16 protein-coding genes are annotated in these 16,525 nt (G+C 71.9%); 1 reads left to right on the forward strand and 15 read right to left on the reverse strand.

Annotated features, from left to right (window positions below; genetic code table 11):
- Positions 1-84: 84 nt before the first annotated feature.
- The 6 genes from carB to pyrR form a co-directional block, all read right to left on the reverse strand.
- Entirely contained in the window at positions 85-3,393 is a 3,309-nt protein-coding gene (gene carB, locus AMK16_RS28935) for a carbamoyl-phosphate synthase large subunit (protein ID WP_073920277.1), read from the reverse strand.
- Complete coding sequence (carA, locus tag AMK16_RS28940; protein ID WP_073920278.1) at positions 3,386-4,552, reverse strand: glutamine-hydrolyzing carbamoyl-phosphate synthase small subunit; 1,167 nt, start codon at positions 4,550-4,552, stop codon at positions 3,386-3,388. Before carA ends, carB begins: the two co-directional genes overlap by 8 nt.
- Positions 4,549-5,130 carry a PH-like domain-containing protein gene (locus AMK16_RS28945; protein WP_073920279.1) on the reverse strand — a complete coding sequence of 194 codons (582 nt, stop codon included), beginning with the start codon at positions 5,128-5,130 and terminating at the stop codon, positions 4,549-4,551. The genes carA and AMK16_RS28945 overlap by 4 nt, the downstream gene beginning before the upstream one ends.
- Positions 5,127-6,413 (reverse strand): dihydroorotase, encoded by a 1,287-nt coding sequence (locus AMK16_RS28950; RefSeq protein WP_073920280.1) that lies wholly within the window; start codon positions 6,411-6,413, stop codon positions 5,127-5,129. Before AMK16_RS28950 ends, AMK16_RS28945 begins: the two co-directional genes overlap by 4 nt.
- Positions 6,414-6,415: 2 nt before the next feature.
- Complete coding sequence (locus AMK16_RS28955; protein ID WP_073920281.1) at positions 6,416-7,405, reverse strand: aspartate carbamoyltransferase catalytic subunit; 990 nt, start codon at positions 7,403-7,405, stop codon at positions 6,416-6,418.
- 129 nt (positions 7,406-7,534) lie between these two features.
- Positions 7,535-8,146 carry a bifunctional pyr operon transcriptional regulator/uracil phosphoribosyltransferase PyrR gene (gene pyrR / locus AMK16_RS28960; RefSeq protein WP_073920282.1) on the reverse strand — a complete coding sequence of 204 codons (612 nt, stop codon included), beginning with the start codon at positions 8,144-8,146 and terminating at the stop codon, positions 7,535-7,537.
- Between the two features lie 305 nt (positions 8,147-8,451).
- Between pyrR and bldD the strand changes: the two genes are divergently transcribed.
- Positions 8,452-8,952, forward strand: coding sequence for a transcriptional regulator BldD (gene bldD / locus AMK16_RS28965; protein ID WP_030026184.1), 501 nt, complete (start codon positions 8,452-8,454; stop codon positions 8,950-8,952).
- Positions 8,953-9,122: 170 nt separating this feature from the next.
- On the opposite strand, the gene nusB is transcribed toward bldD, so the two are convergent.
- The 9 genes from nusB to AMK16_RS29010 all read right to left on the reverse strand — a co-directional run bounded on the left by nusB (position 9,123) and on the right by AMK16_RS29010 (position 16,519).
- Positions 9,123-9,551, reverse strand: a complete 429-nt coding sequence (nusB, locus tag AMK16_RS28970; protein WP_073920283.1) for a transcription antitermination factor NusB — start codon at positions 9,549-9,551, stop codon at positions 9,123-9,125.
- 2 nt (positions 9,552-9,553) lie between these two features.
- Positions 9,554-10,120, reverse strand: coding sequence for an elongation factor P (gene efp / locus AMK16_RS28975; RefSeq protein WP_073920284.1), 567 nt, complete (start codon positions 10,118-10,120; stop codon positions 9,554-9,556).
- Positions 10,121-10,177: 57 nt separating this feature from the next.
- Positions 10,178-11,284 (reverse strand): aminopeptidase P family protein, encoded by a 1,107-nt coding sequence (locus AMK16_RS28980; RefSeq protein ID WP_073920285.1) that lies wholly within the window; start codon positions 11,282-11,284, stop codon positions 10,178-10,180.
- Positions 11,285-11,390: 106 nt separating this feature from the next.
- On the reverse strand, positions 11,391-12,185 hold the full coding sequence (locus AMK16_RS28985; protein WP_073920286.1) for an AAA family ATPase: 795 nt from the start codon (positions 12,183-12,185) through the stop codon (positions 11,391-11,393).
- 114 nt (positions 12,186-12,299) lie between these two features.
- Entirely contained in the window at positions 12,300-12,740 is a 441-nt protein-coding gene (gene aroQ, locus AMK16_RS28990) for a type II 3-dehydroquinate dehydratase (RefSeq protein WP_073920287.1), read from the reverse strand.
- Positions 12,737-13,828: a 3-dehydroquinate synthase gene (gene aroB / locus AMK16_RS28995; protein WP_073920288.1), complete on the reverse strand. Its 1,092-nt coding sequence runs from the start codon at positions 13,826-13,828 to the stop codon at positions 12,737-12,739. The genes aroQ and aroB overlap by 4 nt, the downstream gene beginning before the upstream one ends.
- Entirely contained in the window at positions 13,825-14,343 is a 519-nt protein-coding gene (locus AMK16_RS29000) for a shikimate kinase (RefSeq protein ID WP_073920289.1), read from the reverse strand. The genes aroB and AMK16_RS29000 overlap by 4 nt, the downstream gene beginning before the upstream one ends.
- On the reverse strand, positions 14,340-15,524 hold the full coding sequence (aroC, locus tag AMK16_RS29005; RefSeq protein ID WP_073920290.1) for a chorismate synthase: 1,185 nt from the start codon (positions 15,522-15,524) through the stop codon (positions 14,340-14,342). Before aroC ends, AMK16_RS29000 begins: the two co-directional genes overlap by 4 nt.
- A gap of 167 nt (positions 15,525-15,691) precedes the next feature.
- Positions 15,692-16,519, reverse strand: a complete 828-nt coding sequence (locus AMK16_RS29010) for a shikimate dehydrogenase (RefSeq protein WP_073920291.1) — start codon at positions 16,517-16,519, stop codon at positions 15,692-15,694.
- Positions 16,520-16,525: the final 6 nt, after the last annotated feature.

The following is a 16,525-nucleotide window of genomic DNA, read 5'->3' on the forward strand; positions in this document are numbered from 1 at the left end:
GGGTCCCTCTGCGCTCATGGAAAGGGGGACACCCGGTGTGCAACCGGTGTCCCCCTCCCCGTGTCCGGGCTGTTCGGGCAGCTGTTAGTCGCGGGCGGCGGTCAGGTGCTCCGCGTGCTCCTGGAGGGAGCGCACGCCCACGTCGCCGTGGCCGAGCGCCTCGATGCCCTGGACGGCCGCGGCGAGCGCCTGGACCGTGGTCAGGCACGGGACGCTGCGCGCCACGGCCGCCGTGCGGATCTCGTAGCCGTCGAGGCGGCCGCCGGTGCCGTACGGGGTGTTGACGATCAGGTCGACCTGGCCGTCGTGGATCAGCTGGACGATGGTCTTCTCGCCGTTCGGGCCCTCGCCCTCGCTGAGCTTGCGCACCACGGTGGCGTTGATGCCGTTGCGGCGCAGCACCTCGGCGGTGCCGGAGGTGGCGAGCAGCTCGAAGCCGTGGGCGACGAGCTCGCGCGCCGGGAAGATCATCGAGCGCTTGTCGCGGTTGGCGACGGAGATGAAGGCGCGGCCCTTGGTGGGCAGCGGGCCGTAGGCGCCGGCCTGCGACTTGGCGTAGGCCGTGCCGAAGACGGAGTCGATGCCCATGACCTCGCCGGTGGAGCGCATCTCCGGGCCGAGGACGGTGTCCACGCCGCGGCCCTGGATGTCGCGGAAGCGCGACCAGGGCATGACGGCTTCCTTGACGGAGATCGGCGCGTCGAGCGGCAGGGTGCCGCCGTCGCCGGTCTTGGGCAGCAGGCCCTCGGCGCGCAGCTCGGCGATGGTGGTGCCGAGCGAGATGCGGGCGGCGGCCTTGGCGAGCGGGACGGCGGTCGCCTTCGAGGTGAAGGGGACGGTCCGGGAGGCGCGCGGGTTGGCCTCCAGGACGTAGAGGATGTCGCCCGCCATCGCGAACTGGATGTTGATCAGGCCGCGGACGCCGACGCCCTTGGCGATGGCCTCGGTGGAGGCGCGCAGGCGCTTGATGTCGTAGCCGCCGAGGGTGATCGGGGGCAGGGCGCAGGCGGAGTCGCCGGAGTGGATGCCGGCTTCCTCGATGTGTTCCATGACGCCGCCGAGGTAGAGCTCGGTGCCGTCGTAGAGCGCGTCGACGTCGATCTCGATGGCGTCGTCGAGGAAGCGGTCGACCAGCACGGGGCGGGTCGGGGAGATCTCGGTGGACTCGGCGATGTAGGACTCCAGCCGGGTCTCGTCGTAGACGATCTCCATGCCGCGGCCGCCGAGCACGTAGGACGGGCGGACCAGGACCGGGTAGCCGATCTCGTCGGCGATGGCCTTCGCACCGGTGAAGGTGGTGGCGGTGCCGTGCTTGGGGGCGGGCAGTCCGGCCTCGGCGAGGACCTGGCCGAAGGCGCCGCGGTCCTCGGCGGCGTGGATGGCCTCGGGCGAGGTGCCGACGACGGGCACGCCGTTGTCCTTGAGCGCCTGGGCGAGACCGAGCGGGGTCTGGCCGCCGAGCTGGACGATGACGCCGGCGATGGGGCCCGCCAGCGACTCGGCGTGGAAGATCTCCAGGACGTCTTCGAGCGTGAGCGGCTCGAAGTACAGGCGGTCGGAGGTGTCGTAGTCGGTGGAGACGGTCTCCGGGTTGCAGTTGACCATCACGGTCTCGTAGCCGGCGTCGCTGAGGGCGAAGGAGGCGTGGACGCAGGAGTAGTCGAACTCGATGCCCTGGCCGATGCGGTTCGGGCCGGAGCCCAGGATGATGACCGCGGGCTTCTCGCGCGGGGCGACCTCGCTCTCCTCGTCGTAGGACGAGTAGAAGTACGGGGTCTTGGCGGCGAACTCGGCGGCGCAGGTGTCGACCGTCTTGTAGACCGGGCGGACGCCGAGCGCGTGGCGGACCTCGCGTACGACGTCCTCGCGCAGGCCGCGGATCTCGGCGATCTGGACGTCGGAGAAGCCGTGGCGCTTGGCTTCCGCGAGCAGCTCGGGGTGGAGCTTGTCGGCGGCGGCCAGGTCGTCGGCGACTTCCTTGATGAGGAAGAGCTGGTCGACGAACCAGGGGTCGATCTTCGTGGATTCGAAGACCTCTTCCTGGGTGGCGCCGGCGCGGATGGCCTGCATGACGGTGTTGATGCGGCCGTCGGTCGGGCGGACGGCGGTGGCCAGCAGTTCCTGCTTGTCGCCGGGCTCGCCGACGAAGGTGAACTGCGAGCCCTTCTTCTCCAGGGAGCGCAGGGCCTTCTGGAGGGCTTCGGTGAAGTTGCGGCCGATGGCCATGGCCTCGCCCACCGACTTCATGGTGGTGGTGAGGGTGGCGTCGGCGAGCGGGAACTTCTCGAAGGCGAAGCGCGGGGCCTTGACGACGACGTAGTCGAGGGACGGCTCGAAGGAGGCCGGCGTCTTCTCGGTGATGTCGTTGGGGACCTCGTCGAGCGTGTAGCCGATGGCCAGCTTCGCCGCGATCTTCGCGATGGGGAAGCCGGTGGCCTTGGAGGCGAGCGCCGAGGAGCGCGAGACGCGCGGGTTCATCTCGATGACGATGACGCGGCCGTCGACCGGGTCGATCGCGAACTGGATGTTGCAGCCGCCGGTGTCGACGCCGACCTCGCGGATGATCGCGATGCCGATGTCGCGCAGCCGCTGGTACTCGCGGTCGGTCAGGGTCATCGCGGGGGCGACGGTGATCGAGTCGCCGGTGTGGACGCCCATCGGGTCGAAGTTCTCGATGGAGCAGACGACGACGACGTTGTCCTTGGTGTCGCGCATCAGCTCCAGCTCGTACTCCTTCCAGCCGAGGATGGACTCCTCCAGGAGCACCTCGGTGGTCGGGGAGAGCGTGAGGCCCTGGCCGGCGATGCGGCGCAGCTCGTCCTCGTCGTGGGCGAAGCCGGAGCCGGCGCCGCCCATGGTGAAGGAGGGGCGCACGACGACGGGGTAGCCGCCGAGGGTCTCGACGCCCGCGATGACGTCGTCCATCGAGTGGCAGATGACGGAGCGCGCGGACTCGCCGTAGCCGATCTTGGCCTTGACGGCTTCGACGACGCCCTTGAAGAGGTCGCGGTCCTCGCCCTTGTTGATGGCTTCGACGTTGGCGCCGATGAGCTCGACGCCGTACTTCTCCAGCACGCCCTGCTCGTGCATGGAGATGGCGGTGTTGAGCGCGGTCTGGCCGCCGAGGGTCGGGAGCAGGGCGTCGGGGCGCTCCTTGGCGATGATCTTCTCGACGAACTCGGGGGTGATCGGCTCGACGTACGTGGCGTCGGCGATCTCCGGGTCGGTCATGATCGTCGCGGGGTTGGAGTTCACCAGGATGACCCGCAGGCCTTCGGCCTTGAGGATGCGGCAGGCCTGGGTGCCGGAGTAGTCGAACTCGGCGGCCTGTCCGATGACGATCGGGCCGGAGCCGATGACCAGGACGGACTGGATATCGGTGCGCTTAGGCACGCTCGGCCTCCATCGGGACGGTGTTCATCAAAGACGTGAAGCGGTCGAAGAGGTACGCGGCGTCGTGCGGGCCGGCAGCCGCTTCGGGGTGGTACTGGACGGAGAAGGCCGGCTGGTCGAGCAGCTGGAGGCCCTCCACCACGTTGTCGTTGAGGCAGACGTGGGAGACCTCGGCGCGGCCGAAGGGGGTCTCGGAGACCTTGTCGAGGGGCGCGTCGACGGCGAAGCCGTGATTGTGCGCGGTGATCTCGACCTTGCCGGTGGTGCGGTCCTGCACGGGCTGGTTGATCCCGCGATGGCCGTACTTCAGCTTGTAGGTGCCGAAGCCGAGGGCGCGGCCGAGGATCTGGTTGCCGAAGCAGATGCCGAAGAGCGGCGTCTTGCGGGCGAGGACGCCCTGCATGACGGAGACCGCGTGATCGGCGGTGGCCGGGTCGCCCGGGCCGTTGGAGAAGAACACGCCGTCGGGGGCGACGGCGTAGATGTCCTCGACCGTGGCGGTCGCGGGCAGCACGTGCACCTCGATGCCGCGTTCGGCCATCCGGTGCGGGGTCATGCCCTTGATGCCGAGGTCGACGGCGGCCACGGTGAACTTCTTCTCACCGATGGCGGGGACGACGTACGCCTCCTTGGTGGCGACCTCGGCGGAGAGGTTCGCGCCCTTCATCTGCGGGGCGCCCTGGACCTTGCCCAGCAGCACGGCGTCGTCCGTGACCGAGGCGAGCGCCTCGCCGGAGAAGATGCCGACGCGCATGGCGCCGCGCTCGCGCAGGTGGCGGGTCAGGGCGCGGGTGTCGACCCCGCAGATCCCGACGACGCCCTGGGCGACGAGCTCCTCGTCCAGCGTGCGCTGCGAGCGCCAGTTGGAGGGCTTGCGGGCGGGGTCTCGGACCACGTAGCCGGCGACCCAGATGCGGGAGGACTCGGGGTCCTCGTCGTTGACGCCGGTGTTGCCCACGTGCGGGGCGGTCATCACGACGACCTGCCGGTGGTACGACGGGTCGGTGAGGGTCTCCTGGTAGCCGGTCATGCCGGTGGAGAACACGGCCTCGCCGAAGGTCTCCCCCACGGCGCCGTAGGCACGGCCGCGGAAGATCCGGCCGTCCTCCAGGACGAGTACGGCGGGAGCTTTGGCTGCTCCCCGGGTGGAGGTCGTCATCGTTCGGCGCCTTCCGTCGTGATGGATTGGTTCATGAGGTTGACCGCTTCGACCCAGGCGGGGTGCTCGGCCGCGCGGTCGGAGCGGAAGCCGGAGTCGATCAGCTTGTCGCCGTGCGCCCAGGTGACGACGAGCAGACCGCCTTCGGTGAGTACCTTGCCCGCGATCCCCTTGTCGAGGCGGGCGCCGCGCAGCTGCGCGGCCGGTACGAAGAAATCGTTGGCACCGGGTCGGACCACGTCCAGGCCCGCGTCGGTGAGCGTGAGCTCGACCCTGCTGCGGACGCCCAGACCGTGGGCGACGATCCGGTCGAGCCACTGCCCGGCGGTGGTGGACCCGTGGTACCGGCCGGTCAGGGCCAGCCGGTGCGCGGGGAGCCCGTCGGGGGCGGTGGGCAGTTCCGGCAGGTCGTTCTGCAGGGCGCCGCGCCATTTCCAGCCCTGCCGCATCAGCCAGTACACGAAGGCGATGAAGACGACCAGGCCGACGACCCACGCGATGCGGGCGCCGAGGCTGGTCACCTCCGCCGACTGTCGCTCCGCGGCCTCGGCGGCCAGTTGGATCACTGCAGGTGTCACGCCAGTTTCCCGTCCACGACCGTTGCCCGGCCCCGCAGGAAGGTGTGAGTGACGCGCCCCGGCAGCTCGCGGCCCTCGTAGGGCGTGTTGCGGCTGCGGGAGGCGAAGTGTGCGGGGTCCACGACACCACGGTACGAGGTGTCGACCAGGGTGAGGTTCGCGGGTTCACCTGCCGAGACGGGACGGCCGTGGTTCTCCAGGGCGCCGATGCGCGCCGGGGCGAAGGACATCCGCTCGGCGACGCCGGCCCAGTCGAGCAGTCCGGTCTCCACCATCGTCTGCTGGACGACGGACAGGGCCGTCTCCAGCCCCACCATGCCCATGGCGGCGGCGGCCCACTCGCAGTCCTTGTCCTCCTGCGGGTGGGGGGCGTGGTCGGTGGCGACGATGTCGATCGTGCCGTCGGCCAGGGCCTCGCGCAGGGCCAGCACGTCGCGCTCGGTGCGCAGCGGCGGGTTGACCTTGTAGACCGCGTTGTACGAGCGGACGAGCTCGTCGGTGAGCAGGAGGTGGTGCGGGGTGACCTCGGCGGTGACGTCGATGCCGCGGGACTTGGCCCAGCGGACGATCTCGACGGAGCCGGCGGTGGAGAGGTGGCAGATGTGCACGCGGGAGCCGACGTGCTCGGCGAGCAGGACGTCGCGGGCGATGACCGACTCCTCGGCGACGGCGGGCCATCCGCCCAGGCCCAGCTCGGCGGAGACGACGCCCTCGTTCATCTGGGCGCCCTCGGTGAGGCGGGGCTCCTGGGCGTGCTGGGCGACGACTCCGCCGAAGGCCTTCACGTACTCCAGGGCGCGGCGCATGATCACGGCGTCGTCGACGCACTTGCCGTCATCGGAGAAGACGGTGACGCGGGCGGCGGAGTCGTGCATGGCGCCCAGCTCGGCGAGCTGCTTGCCCTCCAGGCCGACGGTGACGGCGCCGATGGGCTGCACGTCGCAGTAGCCGGACTCCTTGCCCAGGCGCCAGACCTGTTCGACGACGCCGGCGGTGTCGGCGACCGGAAAGGTGTTGGCCATGGCGAAGACGGCGGTGTAGCCGCCGCAGGCCGCGGCGCGGGTGCCGGTCAGGACGGTCTCGCTGTCCTCGCGGCCGGGCTCGCGCAGGTGGGTGTGGAGGTCGACGAGGCCCGGGAGGAGGACCTGGCCGCCGGCCTCGATGACGCTCGCACCGTCGGCGGAGAGGTTCTGTCCGACCTCGGCGATGGTCTCGCCGTCGATCAGGACGTCCTGCGCTTCGCCGCCGAGTACCTTCGCGCCACGGATCAGGATCTTGCTCATCTTTACTTGCTCTCCTCGATGCGGGGCGTGCTGGTGGTGGTGACGGCGGGCCCGGAGCCCCCGAGCAGCAGGTAGAGGACGGCCATCCGGGTCGAGACGCCGTTGGCGACCTGTTCGACGGCCGTGCAGCGGTCGGAGTCGGCGACCTCGGCGGTGATCTCCATGCCGCGGTTCATCGGTCCGGGGTGCATCACGATGGCGTGCTCGGGCATCTTCGCCATGCGGTCGCCGTCGAGCCCGTACCGGCGGGAGTACTCGCGCTCGGTCGGGAAGAAGGCGGCGTTCATGCGTTCGCGCTGCACACGCAGCATCATCACCGCATCGGACTTCGGCAGCACCTCGTCCAGGTCGTACGAGACCTCGCACGGCCAGCTCTCGACGCCGATCGGCACCAGCGTGGGCGGGGCCACCACGGTGACCTCGGCGCCCAGGGTGTGCAGCAGCTGCACGTTGGAGCGCGCCACTCGGCTGTGCAGGACGTCACCCACGATGGTGATCCGGCGGCCGTTCAGGTCCTTGCCGAGGCCCGCGTCGCGGCCGACCAGGCGCCGGCGCATGGTGAAGGCGTCCAGGAGCGCCTGGGTGGGGTGCTCGTGGGTGCCGTCGCCGGCGTTGACCACGGCGGAGTCGATCCAGCCGGAGGTCGCGAGGCGGTAGGGGGCGCCGGAGGCGTGGTGGCGGATGACGACCGCGTCGGCGCCCATGGCCTCCAGGGTCAGCGCGGTGTCCTTCAGGGATTCGCCCTTGGAGACCGAGGAGCCTTTGGCGGAGAAGTTGATGACGTCGGCGGAGAGGCGCTTGGCGGCCGCTTCGAAGGAGATCCGGGTCCGGGTCGAGTCCTCGAAGAAGAGGTTCACGACGGTGAGTCCGCGCAGGGTGGGCAGCTTCTTGATCGGCCGGTCGGCGACGCGGGCCATCTCCTCGGCGGTGTCGAGGATCAGGACGGCGTCGTCGCGCGTGAGATCGGCGGCCGAGATGAGGTGGCGCTTCATCTGGGTGGCTCCGTAGGTCGGGAGGGCAGGCACGGGAGGGCAGGCCGGGGCGGGGCTCGGTACGGCGTGCGGCCGGGCAGCGCACGGGTCCGCGCGGACCTGCGGCGCAGGCCCGTGCGGTGGGAGGGGCTACTGCCCGGGGGCCAGGGCGGTCCGCTGGCCGAGCAGCACGGCGTCACGGCCGTCCTCCTCCTGGAGCTGGACCTTGACGGTCTCCCGCAGCGACGTGGGGAGGTTCTTGCCGACGTAGTCGGCGCGGATGGGCAGCTCGCGGTGGCCCCGGTCGACGAGGACGGCCAGCTGCACGGCGCGGGGGCGGCCGAGGTCGCCGAGGGCGTCGAGGGCGGCGCGGATCGTGCGGCCGGAGAACAGGACGTCATCGACGAGGACGACGAGTCGGCCGTCGAGGTCGTCGCCGGGGATCTCGGTGCGGCCGATCGCGCGGGCGGGCTTCAGGCGCAGGTCGTCCCGGTACATGGTGATGTCGAGGGAGCCGACCGGGACCTTGGCGCCGGTGATGTCTTCGAGCTTGGCGGCCAGCCGGCGGGCGAGGTACACACCGCGGGTGGGGATGCCGAGGAGCACCACGTCGTCGGCGCCCTTGGCGCGTTCGACGATCTCGTGGGCGATGCGGGTCAGGACCCGGGCGATGTCCTGCGCCTCCAGCACGGGGCGCACGGCGTCGGCGGCATCGGCGGCATCGGTGGGCCCGGCGGTGCGGGCTGCGTTCTGAGCGTCCATGGAAAGGACCTCCTTCTCCGCCTCACGGGACGGACCTTAAAGGACGTCTGATGTACGCCTCCCACGGTACCAGGGGGTTTCCGGTGGCCCGGCACGGGGTGGCCGGCCGGGGACGGGGGCGGGGGCCGCCGCGGCCTGCCGGGACCGGCTTCCCGGGGCGGCCGGGACCATTCGGCTTGACGCATCCAAGTAACGCTGCGTAACCTCACAGTGAGTTACCAGCCGCGCGGCGGAGCCGCACGTAGTTACCTAGTTACGTAGTCGCAGTGTCCATTCGTCACAGCGTCACAGCGTCCGGGAGCGTTATGTCCAGCGAATACGCCAAACAGCTCGGGGCCAAGCTCCGCGCCATCCGCACCCAGCAGGGCCTCTCCCTCCACGGTGTCGAGGAGAAGTCCCAGGGCCGGTGGAAGGCCGTGGTGGTCGGCTCCTACGAGCGCGGCGACCGCGCCGTGACCGTCCAGCGCCTCGCCGAGCTGGCGGACTTCTACGGGGTGCCGGTGCAGGAACTGCTGCCGGGCACGACTCCGGGCGGAGCGGCCGAGCCGCCGCCGAAGCTGCGCCTGGACCTGGAGCGCCTGGCGGGCGTGCCCGCCGAGAAGGCCGGCCCGCTCCAGCGCTACGCGGCGACGATCCAGAGCCAGCGCGGCGACTACAACGGCAAGGTGCTGTCGATCCGCCAGGACGACCTGCGCACCCTCGCCGTCATCTACGACCAGTCCCCCTCGGTCCTGACCGAACAGCTGATCAGCTGGGGCGTGCTGGATGCGGATGCCCGTCGCGCCGTGGCGCACGAGGACGTCTGAGCCTGCGGGCGACAGCCGAGCAGAAACGTTACCGGTGGGTGCCGGTCCCCTTCCCGGGGGCCGGCACCCACCGGTTTTTCGTCTTCCGGCGTCCGGAGCCGTGCCAGAGAAGGACGCAGGGCCCGCAGCGCGCACGCTGCGGGCCCTGCGTCTCGCCGAACCACCGGGAACTAGTCGCGGCGCAGGTTCGGCTTCAGGTCCTTGAACCGGGCCAGCAGCCCGTTCACGAACGAGGGGGAATCGTCCGTGGAGAATTCCTTGGCCAGCTGGACGGCCTCGTCGATGGCCACGGCGTCCGGGGTGTCGTCCACCCAGATCAGCTCGTAGGCGCCCAGCCGCAGGATGTTGCGGTCCACGGCCGGCATGCGGTCGATGTCCCAGTCCACGGCGTAGGTGACGATCAGGTCGTCGATGCGGTTCACCTTGTCGGCGTACCCCTCGACGAGATCCATCGTGAAGGCGCTGACCGGCGGCTGCCGGTCGTCCGACCGGGCGTGACGGATCCAGTCCGCGAGGGCCTCGCGCACGGGCACCCCGCGCTGGTCGGCCTCGAAAAGGATCTGGAAAGCGCGCTTGCGCGCGTTGCTCCGGGCAGCCACGGTTAGCTGTTCACCCGGCCGAGGTAGTCGCTGGTACGGGTGTCGACCTTGACCTTTTCGCCGGTGTTGACGAAGAGGGGGACCTGGATCTCGTGGCCGGTCTCCAGCTTCGCCGGCTTGGTGCCGCCGGTGGAACGGTCGCCCTGGACGCCCGGGTCGGTGTGCTCGATGACGAGCTCGACCGCGGCCGGGAGCTCGACGTAGAGCACCGAGCCCTCGTGCTGGGCCACGGAGGCGGTGAAGCCCTCGATCAGGAAGTTGGCGGCGTCGCCGACGGCCTTCTTGTCGACCATCAGCTGGTCGAAGGTCTGCATGTCCATGAAGACGAAGTACTCGCCGTCCATGTACGAGAACTGCATGTCGCGCCGGTCGATCGTGGCCGTCTCGACCTTCGTGCCGGCGTTGAAGGTCTTGTCGACGACCTTGCCGGAGAGCACGTGCTTGAGCTTGGTGCGCACGAAGGCCGGGCCCTTGCCGGGCTTGACGTGCTGGAACTCGACGACGGACCAGAGCTGGTCACCGTCGAGCTTGAGCACCATGCCGTTCTTGAGGTCGTTCGTGGAAGCCACGGTTGCGGAATCTCCTGCACTGGAAGACCACGGGTGCGCGCACAGTCCGGCAGCGGACTAGAGCGCGAGCAGCTCCTTGGTCGTAATGGTGAGTAGCTCGGGACCGCCGTCCGCCTCGGGGCGCACGACGAGCGTGTCATCGATCCGGACACCTCCCCGGCCCGGGAGGTGAACCCCCGGTTCGACGGTGACCGGCACGCAAGCGTCCAGTTTACCCATTGCCGTAGGTGCAAGCTGCGGGTCCTCGTCGATTTCGAGGCCGACGCCGTGTCCGGTCCACGGAGCGAGCCCCTCACCGTGCCCGCCCGAGTCCAGTACGGAGCGTGCCGCGTGGTCCACGTCCCGGTAGGCGGCGCCCGGCAGCAGCGCCTCGCGTCCGGCCCGCTGGGCGGAGAAGACCAGGTCGTAGAGCTCGATCTGCCAGTCCGCGGGGGTGGTGCCGATCACGAAGGTACGGCCGATCTCGCACCGGTAGCCCCGGTAGCCGGCGCCGAGGCAGACGGTGAGGAAGTCCCCCTCCTCCACCCGCCGGTCCGAGGGCCGGTGCCGGGAGCGGCCCGAGTGCGGGCCGGTGCCCACGGAGGTGGGGAAGGCGGGGCCGTCCGCCCCGTGGTCGACCAGCCGCCGCTCCAGCTCCAGCGCCAGGTGGCGTTCGGTACGGCCCACCAGGATGGATTCCAGCAGCTCGCCGAGGGCCTGGTCGGCGATCTCCGCGGCGATCCGCAGGCAGGCGATCTCGCCCTCGTCCTTGACCAGGCGCTGCTGCTCCACGGCGGCGCCGAGGTCGGCCAGGCGCAGCCCCGGCGCCACGGAGCGCAGGGCGCGGTGGCGGGCCACGGTGAGGTCGTGCTCCTCCACCGCCAGCGATTCGGCCCGCGCGGCGGCCGCCATGTCGCCGGCCGCGACGGCCGGGTCCCCTCCGGGCCCCTCCAGGACGCAGACCCGCAGCTGTTCGTCCAGGCGCCCCTCGTCGGCCTCGCCGGTGGGCGCGCCGGCGCAGAACAGCACGTCGTCGCCGGGGCCGATGAGCAGGACGGCGCCCAGCGGGGAAGCCCCCGAAAGGTAGCGGACGTTGGCCGGACGCGTGATCAGAGCGGCGGCGTTCCCCGCCGCTGCGCAGCGGTCGCGAAGCGTGCCCCGGCGGGCGGCGTACACGTCTGACATGTCTTCGAGCGTACGAGCGCCGGGCGCATCCGGCCTGGCGAGCGCGTCCGGACGTGGCCGCGGCCGGGGCCGGCCCCGCGGCCCGGTGGCCGCTCCCGGGCCCCGCCTACCAGGCCACGGGGGCCGTGATGGCGCGGGCCAGGGCCTCGTCCAGGGCGCGGGCGGTGCCCTCGACGTCGAGGTGGGAGTTGTCGATGATCGGCAGGCCGGAGCCGTACCAGCCCGCCATCCGACCGTGGATCCGGGCGACCTCTTCGTCGGAGAGCCTGCGGTTGCCGGAGCGGGCCGCGTTGCGTTCCAGGACGATCTCCAGGCCGGGCAGCAGCACCACGGGCAGCAGGGTGGGGCCCACATGGCGCTTCCAGCCACCGAGGCCGACCACGGGGCGGTCGGGGAAGACGGCGTCGTCGAGGATGCAGGAGATCCCGTTCGCCAGGTAGTTGCGGGCGGCGAACCCGCAGGTGCGGCGGGCGAGGCGGTACTGGGCCTCGGAGTGCTCGTTCCAGCCCGACTGCGGGTCCGCGAAGCCCGAGCAGACCCACTCCCGGACGTCGTCCAGGCTGACGTGGGCGGTCGGCACGGGGCGGGTGCTCGCCCAGTGCCGGGCCACGGTGGTCTTGCCCGCGCCGGCCGGGCCGATCAGCAGGACGGCGAGCGTGGCCCCGCCGGTGCCCGCCCCCGCAGGCGGCAGCGGGACGTGCCCGGTGGCTTCGGGGACGGGGACCACCGCGGACGGCGGCGAGGACGGCGGCGCGGCCTGGGGGCCCTGCGGTCCCCGGTACCCGGCCGACGGGGCGCCCGGCCAGCCCTGGGCCGGCGGTATCGGCGGCTGCGGAGGCGTCCCCGGATGCGGCCCGGACTGCCCCCAGCCCGCGCCGCCGCCCCCCACTCCTTGGTGCATCCGCTGCCACTCCGTCTCGTTCCGGCGACTGATGCGAGAACGTTATATGACCCGGGAGGTCCGGCCGTCCACCAGCACCGCCCGACGCGTGGCCGGGCGGCGCTCACGGGGCGGTCAGGCCGCGATCTCCTCCGCGAGGGCGCGCAGCGCCAGGCGGTACGACCCGATGCCGAAGCCCGCGACCGTCCCGGTCGCCACGGCCGCGATCACCGAGGTGTGGCGGAACTCCTCGCGGGCGTACGGGTTCGAGATGTGGACCTCGATCAGCGGCGCGGTGCGCTGGGCCGCCGCGTCCCGCATCCCGTACGAGTAGTGCGTGAAGGCGCCGGGGTTGATGACCACCGGGACCTTCCCGTCCGCCGCCTCGTGCAGCCAGCGGATGAGCTCGCCCTCGTCGTTGGTCTCGCGGACCTCGACGTCGAAGCCCAGCTCCTCGCCGAGCGTGCGGCAGCTCTCCACCAGCCCGGCGTACGAGGTGGCCCCGTAGACGTCGGGCTCGCGCGAACCGAGCCGGCCCAGGTTCGGACCGTTCAGGACGAGGACGCGGCGGCTCATGCGGCGACCTCTCCGAACGCCGCCGTCAGCACGGCCGGGTCGGGGCCCTCCAGGACGGTCGGCTTGCCCAGTCCGTCGAGGACGATGAAGCGCAGCAGGTCACCGCGGGACTTCTTGTCGACCTTCATGGTCTCCAGCAGCTTGGGCCACTGGTCGCCGCGATAGGTCAGGGGCAGCCCGACGGAGGCGAGGACGGCCTTGTGCCGGTCGGCGGTGGCGTCGTCGAGGCGGCCCGCGAGGCGGCCCAGCTCGGCGGCGAAGACCATGCCGACGGAGACCGCGGCGCCGTGGCGCCACTTGTAGCGCTCGTTCTTCTCGATGGCGTGTGCGAGGGTGTGGCCGTAGTTGAGGATCTCGCGGAGTCCGGACTCCTTGAGGTCACTGGAGACCACGTCCGCCTTGACCCGGATGGAGCGCACGATCAGCTCGGCGGTGTGCGGGCCCGCGGGCGTGCGGGCCGCCTGCGGGTCCTCCTCGATCAGGTCGAGGATCACCGGGTCGGAGATGAAGCCGGCCTTGATGATCTCGGCGAGGCCGCTGACGTAGTCGTGGACCGGCAGCGAGTCGAGCGCGGCCAGGTCGCACAGGACCCCGGCGGGCGGGTGGAAGGCGCCCACCAGGTTCTTGCCCTCGGCGGTGTTGATGCCGGTCTTGCCGCCGACGGCCGCGTCCACCATCGCGAGGACGGTGGTCGGCACGGCGATCCAGCGCACTCCGCGCAGCCAGGTGGCCGCGACGAAGCCCGCGAGGTCGGTGGTGGCCCCGCCGCCGACACCGACGATCACGTCGGTGCGGGTGAAGCCGGACTGGCCGAGCGCCTTCCAGCAGTAGGCGGCCACCTCGGCCGTCTTGGCCTCCTCGGCGTTCGGCACCTGGATGGCGACCGCCTCGAAGCCCTGCTCGGCCAGGTCGTCGCGCAGCGCCTCACCGGTGGAGGCCAGCGCCTCGGGGTGGACCACGGCGACCCGCCGGGCCTTCGTACCGATGAGGGAGCCGAGCTCGCCGAGCAGCTGCCGGCCGACCAGCACGTCGTACGCTTCGTGTCCGGCACTGGCGCCGACGTTGATCCGCGTCACCTGGTCTGTCATACGTCCTTCAACTCCAGAGCGTCGAGGACCGCCTGGGCGACCTCTTCGGGGGTGCGGTCGTCGGTGGCCACCACGACGCGCGCGACTTCGGTGTACAGGGGGCGCCGGGCGTCCATCAGCTCGCGCCACTGGCGGCGCGGATTGACGGCCAGCAGCGGGCGGGCGGCGCCGAGGCCCACGCGCCGTACCGCTTCCTCGACCTCCATCGACAGGTAGGCGACGGGGAGCCCGGCCAGCAGCGTGCGCGTGCTGCCGTCGAGGACGGCGCCGCCGCCGAGGGCGAGGACTCCGGTGTGCTCGGCGACGGCGGCGGCGACCGCCTGCCGTTCCAGTTCACGGAAGTACGGCTCGCCCTCGTCGACGAACAGGTCGGCGATCTCCCGGCCTTGGGCGGCGACGATGTCGGCGTCGGTGTCCCGGTAGGGGACGCCGAGCCGCTGCGCGATCAGCGCACCCACCGTGGACTTGCCGCTGCCCATGGGCCCGACCAGGACGACCAGTGGTCCGCCGGTCACCGGATCTGCAGGTTGTCGAGGTACGAGCGGACGTTGCGGCGGGTCTCCGGGACGGAGTCGCCGCCGAACTTCTCGACGAGGGCGTCGGCCAGCACGAGGGCGACCATGGCCTCGGCCACGATGCCGGCGGCCGGGACGGCGCACACGTCGGAGCGCTGGTGGTGGGCCACCGTCGCCTCGCCGGTCGCCACGTCCACGGTCGCGAGCGCGCGCGGCACGGTGGCGATGGGCTTCATGGCGGCCCGTACGCGCAGCAGTTCGCCGGTGGTCAGACCGCCCTCGGTGCCGCCGGAGCGGCCGGTGGTCCGCTTGAGGCCCTCGGCGGTGGAGACGATCTCGTCGTGCGCCTGGGATCCGGGCACGCGGGCCAGCTCGAAGCCGTCGCCGACCTCGACTCCCTTGATGGCCTGGATGCCCATGAGCGCGGCGGCGAGGCGGGCGTCGAGCCGGCGGTCCCAGTGGACGTGCGAGCCCAGGCCGACGGGCACCCCGTAGGCCAGGACCTCGACGACGCCGCCGAGCGTGTCGCCGTCCTTGTGGGCCTGGTCGATCTCGGCGACCATCGCCTTGCTCGCGTCCGCGTCCAGGCAGCGCACCGGGTCGGCGTCGAGCCTGTCGACGTCGGCGGGGGTGGGGTGGAGGCCGTACGGGGCCTTGGCCGAGGCCAGTTCCACCACGTGCGAGACGATCTCGATGCCGGCGGCCTCCTTGATGAAGGACCGGGCGATGGCGCCGAGTGCGACGCGGGCGGCGGTCTCACGGGCGCTGGCGCGCTCCAGGATCGGCCGGGCCTCGTCGAAGCCGTACTTCTGCATGCCCGCCAGGTCGGCGTGGCCGGGTCGCGGGCGGGTCAGCGGCGCGTTGCGGCCGGTGTCCTTCAGCAGCGAGGGGTCGACCGGGTCGGCCGACATGACGGTCTCCCACTTCGGCCACTCGGTGTTGCCGATCATGACGGCGACGGGGGAACCCAGCGACAGGCCGTGCCGGACGCCGCCGAGGAAGGTGATCTCGTCCTGCTCGAACTTCATCCGGGCGCCGCGGCCGTAGCCGAGCCGGCGCCGGGCCAGGTGGTCGGCCACCAGCTCGGTGGTGACGGGGACGCCGGCGGGAAGGCCCTCCAGCGTCGCTACCAGCGCCGGTCCGTGGGACTCCCCGGCGGTCAGCCAACGCAACCTGCTCAACGATGCTCCTCATGCTCGCGCCTGGCACAGCGACGGCGCGATCGGGTGCGCGGCCCGGACCCGCCGTACCCGATCCTCCCACGTCCGGGTCGCCGCACCGGCCCCGGTCCAGCTGTCGGACGGCGACGCACGCCAGGGCGCGCACCGCGGCCGGTGGCCGGAGCGGCTCAGTGGCGGGTCCTGAGGGCGCTCTCGCCCGCGGCCCTCAGGGCCGCCGGCGGGGGGGCCGGGCGTCCCGTCATCTGCTCGACCTGGAGGACGGCCTGGTGGACCAGCAGGTCCAGGCCGCCCAGCAGTGTGCCGCCGCGCTGCGACCAGGCGGCGGCGAGGGCGGTCGGCCAGGGGTCGTAGAGGACGTCGAAGAGGGTGCCCGCGGCGGCGGGTACGGCCGCGGCCAGTTCGTCGGTGGCCCCGGCCGGGGTGGTGGCGATCACCAGCGGCGCGGCCAGCGCCCGGGCCGCCTGCGACCAGTCGGCCGTGCGGACCGGGACCCCGAGCCGCTCGCCCCACTGCCGCATCTCGCCGGCGCGGGCCGCCGAGCGGACGTACGCCGTGACCTCGCCGGCGCAGACCCGTGAGAGCGCCGCGAGCGCCGAGGAGGCGGTGGCTCCGGCCCCCAGGATGGCGGCGGACTCCACCTTCTCGATGCCGCGCTCGTGGAGCGCGGCGACGATGCCGGGGATGTCGGTGTTGTCCCCCAGGCGGCGCCCGTCCTCCGTCAGGACGACCGTGTTGACGGCCTCGACGGAGGCGGCCGTCTCGCTGACGCCGTCGAGCAGCGCGATGACCGCCCGCTTCAGCGGCATGGTGAGCGAGAGCCCGGCCCACTCGGGGCCGAGGCCGGCGAGGAACCCCGGGAGCGCGGCCTCGTCGACCTCGAAACGGTCGTACGACCAGTGGTCGAGGCCGAGCTCCCGGTAGGCGGCGCGGTGCAGCACCGGCGAGAGGGAGTGCTCGATGGGCGAGCCCAGGACCGCGGCCCTTGTGCGTGACATGCCGTG

The sequence above is a fragment of the Streptomyces sp. CB00455 genome, from assembly GCF_001905445.1.
GTDB lineage: Bacteria > Actinomycetota > Actinomycetes > Streptomycetales > Streptomycetaceae > Streptomyces.